We start from the raw sequence: 12,982 nt of genomic DNA on the forward strand, positions 1-12,982 counted from the left end.
GGACGGAACCCCGGTTCGAGGCCAGGGGCAGCGCCCCCGTTCGGGGCCAGGGACGGAACCCCGGTTCGAGGCCAGGGGCAGCGCCCCCGTTCGGGGCCAGGGACGGAACCCCGGTTCGAGGCCAGGGGCAGCGCCCCCGTTCGGGGCCAGAGGCAGCGCCCCAGTTTCAGGGCCAGAGGCAGCGCCCCGGTTCGGAGCCAGGGACAGCACCCCAGTTTCAGGGCCAGAGGAAGCGGCCCAGTTTCGGGGCCAGGGGCGGAACCCCGGTTCGGAGCCAGGGGCGGAGCCCCGGTTCGGAGCCAGGGGCAGCGCCCCGGTTCGGGGTCTGGGGCGGAGCCCCCGTTCGGGGCCAGGGGCAGCGCCCCAGATTCGGGGGCTGGGGCGGAGCCCCTGGTGTCGGGAAGGGGCGGGGAGGGGAAAGGCCCGCCGTAGGCAGCACGGTCCGCTGGAGGTCCGGGGGCGGCCGGGGAAGTGGCGCCCGGCGCGGGGCGTCAGGGGGCCAGCCGCAGAACCTCTCGCAGCGCACGCGTCATCGCGGCCTCCGGGTCGGGGACCGACCGCTCCGCCCGCCAGGCGACGAAGCCGTCGGGGCGGACCAGGACCGCTCCGTCGGGGGCGGTGCCGTGGAGTTCGGACCAGTCCGTGCCCGGTTCGGGGGCGAGTTCGTGGTCCGGGCCCTCGCCCACCCGGTAGCAGTCCAGCGGTACGCCGAGCGCGTCGGCGGCGCGGCGGCCCGCCTCGTGCCAGGCGGTGCCGCCCGGCCCGGTGAGCAGCACACAGGTGCGCTCGTACAGATCGAGGGTGGACAGCCGCACTCCGCAGCGGTGCACCCACATATGGGGTGCGCGGCTGCCGGGCTCGGCCGAGACCGTGAAGTGGTCGGGAACGGCGGGCGCGGAGGGGTCGGCGCCCGCGACCGCGCCCCGTACGTAGCGGTAGCCCATCGCGACGGCCATGACATTGGACTGCGGGCCCTGGCCCTCGGTGGCCGGTGCCGAGTAGCCGGGGTGGCTGTGTTCGGCCGAACGGGCGGCCGCGCGGGCGCTGGTGGCCTGGGCGACCGGCCGCCGCTCCATGCCGTAGGTCTCCAGCAGCGCGGGGCCCGCCCAGCCGCCCATGACCGCGGCGAGCTTCCACGCCAGGTTGTGGGCGTCCTGGATACCGGTGTTGGAGCCGAAGGCGCCGGTGGGCGACATCTCGTGCGCGGAGTCCCCGGCGAGGAAGACCCGGCCGTCGGAGTAGTGGTCCGCCACCCGCTCGGCCGCGTGCCAGGGCGCCTTTCCGGTGATCTCGACCTCCAGGTCGGGCATGCCGACGGCGGTGCGGATGTGCTGGGCGCAGCGCTCGTCGTCGAACGCCTCAAGCGGTTCGCCGCGCTCGGGGTGCCAGGGGGCGTGGAAGACCCAGCTCTCCTGGTTGTCGACGGGCAGCAGCGCCCCGTCGGCCTCGGGGTTGGTGAGGTAGCAGGCGATGAAGTGGCGGTCCCCGACCGCGTCCGCGAGCCGCTTGGCGCGGAAGGTGATGGACACGTTGTGGAACAGCTCACCGCGTCCGCTCTGCCCGATGCCGAGGGCCTCGCGGACCGGGCTGCGGGGGCCGTCGGCGGCGATGAGGTAGTCGGCGCGGACCGTCGAGCGCCGCTCGGACCCGCGGTCCAGGAGGGTGGCGGTGACGCCGTCCGCGTCCTGCTCGAAGGAGAGCAGCTCGGTGGAGAACCGCAGGTCGCCACCGAGCCCCTGGGCCGCGTTCAGCAGCACCGGCTCCAGGTCGTTCTGGCTGCACAGGCACCATCCGGCAGGGCTGATCCGGGCGGCCTTGCCACCCGGGTCCATCTCCCGGAAGAGCCAGTTGCCCTCCGTACCGGTGAGGGACGGAGTCTGGAGGATTCCGTGGTTGTCGGCCAGGACGGACGCGGCCTCGCGGATCGCGGACTCCACCCCGGCGGTGCGGAACAGTTCCATCGTCCGGATGTTGTTCCCCCGTCCGCGCGGGTGGTGCGAGGTGCGCGGGTGTTTCTCGACCAGTAGATGACCGATCCCCAGTCGGCCCAGGAACAGTGAGGCGGACAGGCCCACCAGGGAGCCGCCCGCGATGAGGACGGGCACACGCTCAGCATTGTCGGCAAGACGGTTCATTTTGCTGCTATGCCCGGTGCTTCCGGGCGGCTCCGGGGCGCTGACCAGGCGTTCGCCCGGATGGCTCACATATCTCGCGCCATTGGTGGGAGCACTTCACGATCGTCTAACGGGCGGGTGTCCTCAATGCCCGGAAGGACGCGTCCGCGAAATAAGGAGTGGTATATGAGCACCCTGTCCGACGTTCCGGAGACCACGGTGAACCAGTCGCCGACGACCGTGGAATCCGCTCTCACCGACACCAGATTGCGCGTCGTGTTGCTGGTGCAGGTCAACAGCGGTGCCGAGCAGCGCTTTCTGCGTGCCTACGATCAGCTGTCCCAGCAGGTGGCCGCGGTGCCCGGGCACATCAGCGACCAGCTGTGCCAGTCGATCGAGAACCCCTCGCAGTGGCTGATCACCAGCGAATGGGAGAGCGCGCCTCCGTTCCTGGCCTGGGTGGACTCCCCCGCGCACCGGGAGATGGTCAAGCCCTTCCACGGCTGTGTCGAGGACACCCGCTCACTGCGGTTCAGCATCCTGCGGGAGACCCTGACCGCCGGGTCCGCGCCGGTGGATGTCACCACCCGGGGCGTCGACGCCGCGCTGCGGGTCGGCGACGGACTGGTCCGGCAGGCGCTCACCTTCACCGTGAAGCCCGGCAGCGAGGACGCCGTCGCCAAGATCCTCGCCGATTACGCCTCGCCCCAGGCCCGGGTCGACGAGACCACCCGGCTCTCCCGCACCTCGGTGTTCATGAGCGGCAACCGGGTGGTGCGGGCCGTGGAGGTCAAGGGCGATCTGACCGCCGCGCTGCGCTTCGTGGCCCGGCAGCCGGAGATCAGGGCCGCCGAGGAGGCCCTCAATCCGTATCTGGAGGAGGACCGCAACCTCGACGACCCCAGCTCGGCACGGGAGTTCTTCGCCCGCGCCTCGCTGCCGGTGGTCCACCACATGACGGCCGGCGGGCCGCGCCCCGCCCAGGGGGTGCACCGGCACGCCCTGCTCTACCCGGTCAAGACCGGCTGCGGCCCGGCGGTGGCCAGTCTGCTGGCCCGGCAGGACGAGCTCGCGGTGAACAAGGAGATGGCCGCGGACCAGTCCACCAAGACCCTGCTGAGCAGCACCATCTTCCAGCGTGACGACATCGTGGTGCGACTGGTGGACCTGGCCGTGCCGCTGGACCGGAACCCGGCCATGGCGGCCGGTGTGAGCGGCCGGCGGGCCGCCGCCGTACTGGGCCGCCTGCTGGACCTCGGGGCGGACGGTGCGGTGATCGACCTGTCCATGGACGACGGCCAGCGCCGCTTCCTCGCCGACTGCGACATGACCCCGGTCACCGACCGCAAGTCGGCGGACCACTGACGACGTCTCTCCCCCTTCGCACCTTTCCCACCCCCCGTGGCGCGGACCGCGCAACGCTACCTGGAGGAACTCATCATGACCACGCAGTCCCCTCTCGTCGTCGACCTCGCCGCGGTCGCCCCCAACCGCCGGCGCGGTGGCGATGTGCGCGCCATGCTCACACCGCCTCTGGTGGGCGCCACGAGCGGCTTCATGGGGATGGCCATCGTGGGGCCCGGTGAACGCGTCGCCGAGCACTACCACCCGTACTCCGAGGAGTTCGTGTACGTCGTCAGCGGCGACCTGGAGGTGGACCTGGACGGCGAGCCGCATCCGCTCCACCCCGACCAGGCGATCCTGATCCCCATCAACATGCGGCACCGGTTCCGCAACGTGGGGAGCACCGAGGCCCGGATGGTCTTCCACCTCGGGCCCCTGGCGCCGCGCCCCGAGCTCGGTCACGTGGACACGGAGGCCGCCGAACCCGCCGAGGCGACGTCGTGACCCGACGGGTGGTGGTCACCGGGCTCGGTGTCGTCGCCCCCGGGGGTGTGGGCGTCCCGGCGTTCTGGGACATGCTCACCGCGGGCCGTACGGCCACCCGGAACATCACGCTCTTCGACGCGGAGCGGTTCCGCTCCCGGATCGCCGCCGAATGCGACTTCGACCCGCTGGCCCACGGTCTGAGCTTCGAGCAGATCGAACGCTCCGACCGCTATGTGCAGTTCGCACTGGTGGCGGCCCAGGAGGCGGTACGGGACTCCGGTCTCGACCTCCAGGCGCTCAACCCCTGGCGGATAGGGGTTTCGCTGGGCAGCGCCGTCGCCGCGTCCACCCGGCTGGAGCAGGACTACGTCAAGGTCAGCGACGCCGGCGAGCACTGGGATGTGGACCACCGCAAGGCGGGTCCGCACCTTCAGCACGCGTTCTCGCCGAGCGCGCTGTCCTCCGGGGTGGCGGAGCTGACCGGGGCGCAGGGCCCGGTGCAGTCCGTCTCCACCGGCTGCACCTCCGGTCTGGACGCGATCGGTTACGCCTTCCAGGCGATCGAGGAGCGGCGGGCCGATGTGTGCGTCGCCGGGGCCGCGGACTCGCCGATCACCCCGCTGACCGTGGCCTGCTTCGACTCGATCAAGGCCACCTCGGCGAACAACGACAACGCGGCCACCGCGTCCCGGCCGTTCGACGCCCACCGGGACGGCTTCGTCCTCGGCGAGGGCGCCGCCGTGCTGGTCCTGGAGGAGCTGGAGCACGCCAGGGCCCGGGGAGCGCGGATCTACTGCGAGTTCCGGGGGTTCGCCACCTACGGCAACGCCTACCACATGACCGGTCTGACCCGTGAGGGTCTTGAGATGTCCGAGGCGATCGACCACGCGCTCGGCCACGCCCGCGTCAACAGCTCCGAAGTCGACTACGTCAACGCGCACGGCTCGGGCACCAAGCAGAACGACCGGCATGAGACGGCGGCCGTGAAGCGGTCCCTGGGCGAGCACGCGTACAAGACCCCCATGAGCTCGATCAAGTCCATGGTGGGCCATTCCCTGGGGGCGATCGGCGCCATCGAGGTGGTCGCCTGCGCCATGGCGCTCGCCCATGGCGTGGTGCCGCCGACGGCCAACTACGAGACCCCCGACCCCGAATGCGACCTCGACTACGTCCCGCGCACCGCCCGCGCCCTCCCGCTGCGCCATGTGCTGTCGGTCGGCAGCGGGTTCGGCGGCTTCCAGTCCGCGGTGGTGCTGAGCCGGGCGGACGGGAGTGCGGCATGACATCGGCGAAGACCACCCGGAACCGGGGTGCGGCCGTCACGGGCCTCGGTGTGATCGCCCCCAACGGAGTGGGCACCGACGCCTTCTGGAAGGCCACCCGGGAGGGGATCACCTTCCTGGACCGGATCTCCCGCGAGGGCAGTGAGCACTTCCCGGTGCGGATCGGCGGCCAGGTCCGCGGCTTCGACCCGGGTTCGATGATCGAGGAGCGGTTCCTCGTCCAGACCGACCGCTTCACCCACTTCGCGATGGCCTCGGCCGATCTCGCGCTGGACGACGCCAAGCTGCCGGTGGACGACATGTCGCCGTTCGCCGTGGGCGTGGTGACCGCCGCCGGTTCCGGCGGCGGTGAGTTCGGCCAGCGCGAGTTGCAGCAGCTGTACAGCAAGGGGCCGCGCTATGTGGGCCCGTACCAGTCCATCGCGTGGTTCTACGCGGCCAGCACCGGCCAGGTCTCCATCCGCGGCGGGTTCAAGGGCCCCTGTGGGGTGGTGGCGAACGACGAGGCCGGCGGTCTGGACGCGCTGGCGCACGCCCGCCGGTCCATCCGGCGGGGGGCGGACGCGGTGGTGGCGGGCGCCTCCGAGGCGTCGCTGGCGCCGTACTCCATCGTCTGCATGCTCGGCTGGGACGAGCTCAGCCAGGCCCGTGACGCGGGCCGGGCCTATCTGCCGTTCACCGAGGACGCCTGCGGATTCGCGCCCGGGGAGGGCGGGGCGATGCTGGTCGTGGAGGAGGAGGGGGCCGCCCGGCGCCGCGGGGTGCGGATCCGGGGCTTCATCGCCGGCTACGGCTCGACCTTCACCGGGCCGTCCCGGTGGGAGCGGTCCCGGGAGGGGCTCGCCCAGGCCATCCGCGTGGCCCTGGAGGACGCGGAGTGCGCGCCGGAGGAGATCGACGTGGTCTTCGCCGACGCGCTCGGGGTGCCCGAGGCGGACCGCGCCGAGGCGCTGGCGATCGCCGACGCCCTCGGGCCGCACGGCCCCCGGGTCCCGGTGACCGCGCCGAAGACCGGCTTCGGCCGGGTGCACTGCGCGGCTCCCACGCTGGACGTGGCGGCCGCGCTGCTCGCCATGGAGCACCGCGTGGTGCCCCCGACCCCGTACGTCACCGACGTCTGCCATGACCTCGACCTCGTCACCCGCAGCTCCCGCCCCGCCGAGCCGAGGACGGCGCTGGTGCTCAGCAGAGGACTCATGGGTTGCAACGCGGCGCTCGTGCTCCGCGGACCGGAAGGAGATTACTGATGTCCAGTCAACTGTCCTATGGCGAGCTGGCCACGCTGATGAAGCGGTGCGCCGGGCTCACCGTCGACCCGGACATGATGCGGACCCGGCCGGACTCCACCTTCGAGGAGTACGGCCTGGACTCGCTCGGTCTGCTCGCCATCGTCGGCGAGCTGGAGAACCGGTACGGCACCCCGATCGAACCGGGGGCCGAGAGCTGCAAGACCCCCGGTGACTTCCTCGACGTCATCAACACCTCACTTACCTCAGGAGCATGAAGATGGCAGGCCACACCGACAACGAGGTCATGATCAAGGCGCCCTTCGACCTCGTCTGGAACATGACCAACGACCTGGAGAACTGGCCGCAGCTGTTCAGCGAGTACGCCTCGGTCGAGGTGCTCCAGCGGACCGGGGACACCACCACCTTCCGCCTGACCATGCACCCCGACGAGGACGGCAAGGTCTGGTCCTGGGTCTCCGAGCGGGAGACGGCCCGCGATGTGCGCACGGTCTGGGCGCGCCGCGTGGAGCCCGGCCCCTTCGCCTACATGAACATCCGCTGGGAGTACGAGGAGGAGTCCGAGGGCACCCGCATGCGCTGGACCCAGGACTTCGAGATGCGGCCCGACGCGCCGGTCGACGACCCCACGATGACGGACCACATCAACCGCAACTCCCGTATCCAGATGGATCTGATCCGGGACAAGATCGAGCAGCGGGCCCGGGAGACGGTGGGCGCATGACCATGTACCGCACCATGATCGTCGCCAAGATGCAGCGGGACGCGGCGCCGCAGGTCGCCAAGATCTTCGCGGACTCCGACCGCGGCGAACTGCCCAAGCTGATCGGCGTCACCGGCCGCAGCCTCTTCCAGTTCGGCGATGTGTATCTGCATCTGATCGAGGCGGAGCGGCCGCCGGCCACGGAGGTCACCAAGTACTCCAAGCACCCGGAGTTCCGCGACGTCAGCGCCCGCCTCCAGCCGTATATGCGGGCGTACGACCCGGAGACCTGGCGCGAGCCCAAGGACGCCATGGCCCATGAGTTCTACCGCTGGGACCGGGACCAGGGCTAGCGCACGCATCGCGCCGCACGGGGCCGCCGACGGAGTTCGCCTCCCGGCGGCCCTTTTCGTATGGCGTCTTTCGTGCGGCGTCATTCGTGCGGCGTCATTCGTGCGGCGTCTTTCGTATGACGTCGCGAGTCAGTTATGCGCCGGGCGCGAAAATCTCACACTACTGGGCTCATCGGAATGATGTCTGCCGAAAAGGTGAAAGGGTGTCAGTCCATTCGCGCGGCAAATGAGTGATCATTGCGCTTATCTCCACCCAGAGGGCTTACAACCGAGCAGATCGCAGGCCGCGCCGAGTGGCAGGGGGAGCCTTCTTCGCTGACGGTGGACAAGACGCCGCTGCGATCCCTTTATCTGGCAAATAGTCAGTATCGTGACGGCGCCGGAAGGAATGGCTCATGCGATCTACTCGCGCACTCTTCACCGGGGCGGCGATTGCCGCCACCCTGACCCTTGGCGCCCCCGCCGCCGCGTTCGCCGCCGACGTCTCGGACCCGGGCGGTCACGGCGGGTACTCGAGCAGCCAGGAGTCCTCCGAGGACGGCTACGGCCAGGGCGGCAGCTCCTGGAAGGACAAGGACGACCACGGCCGCGAGGAAGGCCGGGAAGAGCACGGCAAGGAAGAAGAGCACGGCAAGGAGGAGATGAAGGGCAAGGACGAGGGCGGCGAGCGCGACTGGTCCTCCTCCCACGGCAAGGAAGAGGGCAAGGAAGAGGGCAAGGAGCAGGACTTCGGCCGGGAGCACGAGTGGTCCGGCAAGAAGGAGGACCACGACTGGTCCGGTGGCTCCTGGAAGGACCACGAGAAGGGCGAGAAGCCGCGCGGTGGCGTCCACACCGGTGGTGGCGGCATGGCCACCACGGGCAGTGGCATGGCCGCCGGCTCGGTCCTGCTCCTCGGTGGCCTCGGCGCCGGCGCCTACGCCCTGCGTCGCCGCAAGCCGACCGGCACCGCGATCTGAGCCTGACTCTTCGTATTCCGTGCTGCCGTGGCACCTCCGCCGAGCGGTGGTGCCACGGCAGTTCCACGAGCGCTGTGAGAAAAGCGGCCGTGGATACGGCGCTTCGAGTTGAGGCGCCATGAGACAAGGCGCTGTCAGAAAGGCGAACACCCCCATGGGAAAGCCGGCCAAGCAGGGCGCTGCCGATGGCAACACCCGCATTCTCCGCTGGGCCGCCGCGTCGGCCATCATCGGCGTATTCCTCATCTACAACTCCGTGGACGCCGCCTCCCAGAACACCCCGTCGACCCGGCCCGCGGCCAGCGCCCCCGCGTCCGTCTCCGAACCGGAGAGCGACACCTCCAACGAGGACGCGTACGCGGATTCCCCGGAGTCGACGACCGCCCCCGAGTCCCGTCCGGGACCCGCGCTGCCGCGCTCCCCCGCCTCCCATCTGGACATCCCCTCGATCGGCGTGAGCGCGCCGTTCATCCCGCTGTCGCTGGATGCCGCGGGCGTGCTGGTCCCGCCCCCGGACACCGACCAGAACCTGGCGGGCTGGTACGAGGGCGGCCCCTCACCCGGTGAGCGCGGCAACGCCATCGTGGCCGGGCATGTGGACACCAAGATCGGCCCGGCGGTGTTCTACCCCCTCGGCCAGCTCAAGCCGAAGAGCAAGGTGGCCATCACCCGCGAGGACGGGATCGTGGCGACCTTCGTGGTCGACAAGGTCAAGACGTTCGAGAAGAACGCCTTCCCGGACAGGCAGGTGTACGGGGACACCCCCAACGCCCAGCTGCGGCTGATCACCTGCGGCGGGGCCTATGACCACACGGCCAAGGACTACACGGCCAATGTGGTGGTGTTCGCGCACCTCTCCTCGTACCGCTACAGCTGACGCACCCACAAGGCTCCGCCCCTGGACCTTGGGGTCCAGGGGCGGAGCCCGTGCATATCGGTGCTAGCGGCGGGCCTTGGCGGGCACCGTGGAGTCGAAGGCGTGCAGGGCACCGTTGACGGGACGGATGTCGGTCACGTTCAGACCGGCCTCGGTCATCCGCGCCACCATGCTCTCCTCGGTGTGCTTCCGGCCGCCCACGTTCAGCAGCAGGAACAGGTCCATCGCCGTGGTGAAGGAGGAGAGGCTGTTGTCGACGAGGTTCTCGATGACGACCACCCTGGCGCCGGGCCGCGCCGCCGCGACCACGTTGGCGAGCGTCCGGCGGGTGCTCTCGTCGTTCCATTCGAGGATGTTCTTGATGATGTAGAGGTCGGCCTCGACGGGGACCTCGCGGCGGCAGTCGCCGGGCACGAGCGTGGCCCGCGAGGCCAGCGCCCCGCCGTCCCGCAGTCGCGGATCGGCGTGCGCCACCACCTGCGGCAGGTCCAGCAGCGCGCCGTGCAGCGCCGGATGCCTCTCCAGCAGGCTGGCCAGCACATGGCCCTGGCCGCCGCCGATGTCCACCACTTCCTTGACCCCGTCGAGGTCGAGGAAGGCCGCGACATCGGTGGCGGACTGCCGGCTGGAGGTGGTCATCGCGGCGTCGAACACCCGGGCCGACTCGGGCGCGTCCTCATGGAGATAGGCGAAGAAGTCCTTGCCGTAGATCTCGTCGACGACACAGCCGCCGGTGCGCACCGCCCGGTCCAGCCGCGGCCACGCCTCCCAGGTCCATGGCTCGGTGCACCACAGGGCGATGTTCCGCAGGCTGCCCGGGGTGTCCTCGCGCAGCAGCCGGGACATATCGGTGTGCCGGAAGCGGCCGTCCTCGGTCTCGGCGAAGATCTGGCAGCAGGCCAGGGAGCGCAGCAGCCGGCGCAGCGGGTCGGGTTCGACGTCCACGGCGGAGGCCAGCTCGCCGATGGAGGCGGGCCGGTCGCCCAGCGCGTCGGCGATCCGCAGCCGCACCGCGGCGCGCACGGAGGCCGCCCGTGCGGCGCCGAAGACGATTTCGCGCAGCCGCATGGGGGGCGGGAGCGCGGCCGGCGCGGGCTGAGCCGCGTCGGCTCTGGTGGAGTCCACAGTGGTCATGTCGCCGCCTCTCAGCACCGGCCCGTGGGCGCGGACAGCTCACAGACGTTGTCGGTGAAGGTGTTGTCGGGGCCCTTGTCCCGGTCGGCGAGGTCGGCGGGCTTGTTGCCGCTCATCACGTTCCGGCTGATGGCGTTCTTGGCGTTGGGGGCGCCGACGACGCTGGTGTAGAGCACGATCCCGCCGGACATGGGCGAGGTGCCCACGTTGTCGTTCACCTGGTTGCCCGTCACCCGGGTGCCCTCGGCGCCGGTGAGCACGATGCCGGCGCCCTGGATGAAGGGGAGCCGGTCGGTGGCCTCGCAGTAGGCGTTGTTCGCGTAGACGGAGTTGTGGCGGACGTTCAGGTCCCCGGCGCGCGGGGTCGACTCGTCGCCGACGATGAACACCCCGGCGCAGTTGGCGGTGATGGTGTTCCCCTCGACCGAGAGGTCGCGCAGCCGGCGGACCACGACACCGGTCCGGTTGCCGCTGAGCTGGTTTCCGGCCACCAGGGTGCCCAGGGCGTCGGTGGCGCCGCCCTCGGCGTCGATGGTGTTGGCCAGGAAGACGCCGGACTGCTTGTTGTCGCGGGAGACGTTGTCGACGAAGGTGCCGCGGGTGGACATCTCCTGGCCCATGCCCTGCTGGCCGTTGGCCTCGGTGGTGGTGTTCCGTACGGTCATCCGGTCGGTGCCGGAGCCCCAGATGCCGTTCTTGGGGAAGCCGGTGACCTTCAGTGAGCCGATCCGGACATCCGAGACGGGGTCTTCGGCCGTCCCGGTGACGCAGATGCCGTGGCCGGCCTCGCCGCAGGCGTTGGCCGACGGCTTCTCGGCCGGGGAGAGCACGGTGGACTCGCCCGCGCCGACCAGGGTCAGCCGGTCGGTGGTGATCTGGATGTTCTCCCGGTAGGTGCCGGGCCGGATCTCGATGGTGTCGCCGGGCTTGGCGGAGTCCACGGCGGCCTGGATGGACTGGCCGGGCTGGACCACGTGGCGGGTCGCGGCCTGGTCGACGGGGGCGGCGTGGGCTCCGGGGAGCTGGGCGAGTTCGATGACGAGGACGGCCGTGAGGCCGGCGAGGTGGCGAAGTTTAGGTGTGCGCATGAAAAGGAAGTTAGGTGCGCTCCACACCAGCCGCCACTTATGTTCCACTCATCACTTATGCCCTGGATTACGCCACTTGGCGGCCTGGCCGCCCACTCCCCACGACCGCGACGCGGCCTATTCGAGCACGCGGGACGCCCCGACCGGCAGATCCCACAGCTCCTCGCGCGGTCGCCCGGTGGTCTCCCAGGCCGCGCGGATCCGGTGCAGCGGCTCCAGGGGCCGCTCGGCCGCGAGCAGGAAGGTGGACCAGTGCATGGGCGCCAGCACTCGCGCCCCCAGGTCCAGATGCGCCTGTACGGCCTCCTCCGGATCGGTGTGCACCCCGCCCAGCATCCAGCGCGGCTCGTACGCGCCGATGGGTAGCAGCGCGATATCGATGCCCGGGTAGCGGCGGCCGATCTGCCGGAACCAGTGGCCGTAGCCGGTGTCCCCGGCGAAGTACACCCGCTGTCCGTCGGGCGCGGTGATGACCCATCCGCCCCACAGCGAGCGGCAGGTGTCGGTGAGGGCGCGCTTGCTCCAGTGGTGGGACGGGACGAAGTCGAAGCGGACCGGGCCGTCCTCGCCGGGCAGTTCGGCCGCCTCCCACCAGTCCAGCTCGGTCACCCGGGTGAATCCGCGCGCCCGGAACCAGCGGGCGAGCCCGGCGGGCACGAAGACCGGCGTCGCCTTCGGAAGCCGTTTGACCGTGGGCGCGTCCAGGTGGTCGTAGTGGTTGTGGCTGATGACGACCGCGTCCACGGGCGGCAGGTCCTCCCAGCGGACCCCCACCGGAGTGACCCGGGCCGGGGTGCCCAGGATCTTACGGGCCCAGACCGGGTCGGTGAGCACGGTGAGCCCGCCGATCCGCACCACCCAACTGGCGTGCCCGGCCCAGGTGAGCGCGGTCCGGCCGGGGCCGGTGAGCGGCAGCGGCCCCGGTTCGAAGGGCAGCTCGGGGATCTCGCGGAGCGACTCCACGGGCGGTCTGAGCCGGCCCTCCCGGGCCAGCCGGGCCAGCGCCCGCACCCCCGGCAGCGGGGAGGTGAGCCGGTCGGCGAACGACGGCGGCCAGCTGCGGATCTCACCCGGCGGACGCGGGGCGCCCGGCTCGGGGACGGCCGGTTCGGCACCGGGCGGTCCGGGGACCCCGGGCTGGGGACCCGTCGGCTCGGGGCCGGTCGGTTCGAGGGCGGCGCTCTCGGGGGCGGCGCTCTCGGGGGCGGCGCTCTCGGGGGCGGCGCTCTCGGGGGCGGTCGGCTCAGGGGCGGCCTGGGCCAGCCGGGGCCGGGCGGCGGCGCCGGGCCGGGCGCGGTGCCGCCCGGCCGGTTCCGCCGGTTCCGTCGGTTCCGCCTGCTCGGCGTGGTCGGTCATGGCCTCGCTCCCTTCCGTATCCGGGCCGTGTCCGGGGC

At 71.3% G+C, this 12,982-nt stretch carries 13 protein-coding genes; 9 read left to right on the forward strand and 4 right to left on the reverse strand.

The annotated features are described in order from the left end of the window. Window positions 1–491: 491 nt before the first annotated feature. Window positions 492–2,135 carry an FAD-dependent oxidoreductase gene (locus ABD329_RS17125; protein WP_198281144.1) on the reverse strand — a complete coding sequence of 548 codons (1,644 nt, stop codon included), beginning with the start codon at window positions 2,133–2,135 and terminating at the stop codon, window positions 492–494. Window positions 2,136–2,300: 165 nt separating this feature from the next. Between ABD329_RS17125 and ABD329_RS17130 the strand changes: the two genes are divergently transcribed. From ABD329_RS17130 to ABD329_RS17170, 9 genes are all read left to right on the forward strand, one after another. Next, window positions 2,301–3,479, forward strand: a complete 1,179-nt coding sequence (locus ABD329_RS17130) for a SchA/CurD-like domain-containing protein (RefSeq protein ID WP_198281143.1) — start codon at window positions 2,301–2,303, stop codon at window positions 3,477–3,479. A gap of 75 nt (window positions 3,480–3,554) precedes the next feature. Continuing rightward, window positions 3,555–3,962, forward strand: coding sequence for a cupin domain-containing protein (locus ABD329_RS17135; RefSeq protein WP_198281142.1), 408 nt, complete (start codon window positions 3,555–3,557; stop codon window positions 3,960–3,962). Beyond that, on the forward strand, window positions 3,959–5,227 hold the full coding sequence (locus ABD329_RS17140) for a beta-ketoacyl-[acyl-carrier-protein] synthase family protein (protein WP_198281141.1): 1,269 nt from the start codon (window positions 3,959–3,961) through the stop codon (window positions 5,225–5,227). The genes ABD329_RS17135 and ABD329_RS17140 overlap by 4 nt, the downstream gene beginning before the upstream one ends. Beyond that, on the forward strand, window positions 5,224–6,474 hold the full coding sequence (locus ABD329_RS17145) for a ketosynthase chain-length factor (protein WP_344316594.1): 1,251 nt from the start codon (window positions 5,224–5,226) through the stop codon (window positions 6,472–6,474). Before ABD329_RS17140 ends, ABD329_RS17145 begins: the two co-directional genes overlap by 4 nt. Next, on the forward strand, window positions 6,474–6,731 hold the full coding sequence (locus ABD329_RS17150) for an acyl carrier protein (RefSeq protein WP_138916870.1): 258 nt from the start codon (window positions 6,474–6,476) through the stop codon (window positions 6,729–6,731). Before ABD329_RS17145 ends, ABD329_RS17150 begins: the two co-directional genes overlap by 1 nt. Window positions 6,732–6,733: 2 nt before the next feature. Beyond that, window positions 6,734–7,198, forward strand: a complete 465-nt coding sequence (locus tag ABD329_RS17155; protein WP_037962524.1) for an SRPBCC family protein — start codon at window positions 6,734–6,736, stop codon at window positions 7,196–7,198. 2 nt (window positions 7,199–7,200) lie between these two features. Beyond that, window positions 7,201–7,530: a TcmI family type II polyketide cyclase gene (locus ABD329_RS17160; protein WP_198280739.1), complete on the forward strand. Its 330-nt coding sequence runs from the start codon at window positions 7,201–7,203 to the stop codon at window positions 7,528–7,530. A 395-nt stretch (window positions 7,531–7,925) separates the two neighbouring features. Then, window positions 7,926–8,489 (forward strand): hypothetical protein, encoded by a 564-nt coding sequence (locus ABD329_RS17165; protein WP_198280736.1) that lies wholly within the window; start codon window positions 7,926–7,928, stop codon window positions 8,487–8,489. Between the two features lie 154 nt (window positions 8,490–8,643). Then, window positions 8,644–9,366 (forward strand): class F sortase, encoded by a 723-nt coding sequence (locus tag ABD329_RS17170; RefSeq protein ID WP_198280735.1) that lies wholly within the window; start codon window positions 8,644–8,646, stop codon window positions 9,364–9,366. Between the two features lie 63 nt (window positions 9,367–9,429). Here the strand turns inward: ABD329_RS17170 and ABD329_RS17175 are convergent, their stop codons facing one another. The 3 genes from ABD329_RS17175 to ABD329_RS17185 form a co-directional block, all read right to left on the reverse strand. Beyond that, window positions 9,430–10,500, reverse strand: a complete 1,071-nt coding sequence (locus tag ABD329_RS17175) for a methyltransferase (RefSeq protein WP_246618986.1) — start codon at window positions 10,498–10,500, stop codon at window positions 9,430–9,432. An 11-nt stretch (window positions 10,501–10,511) separates the two neighbouring features. Continuing rightward, complete coding sequence (locus tag ABD329_RS17180; RefSeq protein ID WP_198280734.1) at window positions 10,512–11,588, reverse strand: right-handed parallel beta-helix repeat-containing protein; 1,077 nt, start codon at window positions 11,586–11,588, stop codon at window positions 10,512–10,514. Window positions 11,589–11,705: 117 nt separating this feature from the next. After that, on the reverse strand, window positions 11,706–12,944 hold the full coding sequence (locus tag ABD329_RS17185; protein WP_344316595.1) for an MBL fold metallo-hydrolase: 1,239 nt from the start codon (window positions 12,942–12,944) through the stop codon (window positions 11,706–11,708). Window positions 12,945–12,982 lie beyond the last annotated feature (38 nt).

This window comes from Streptomyces javensis (assembly GCF_039525925.1).
In the GTDB taxonomy this organism is placed as follows: Bacteria; Actinomycetota; Actinomycetes; order Streptomycetales; family Streptomycetaceae; genus Streptomyces; species Streptomyces asiaticus.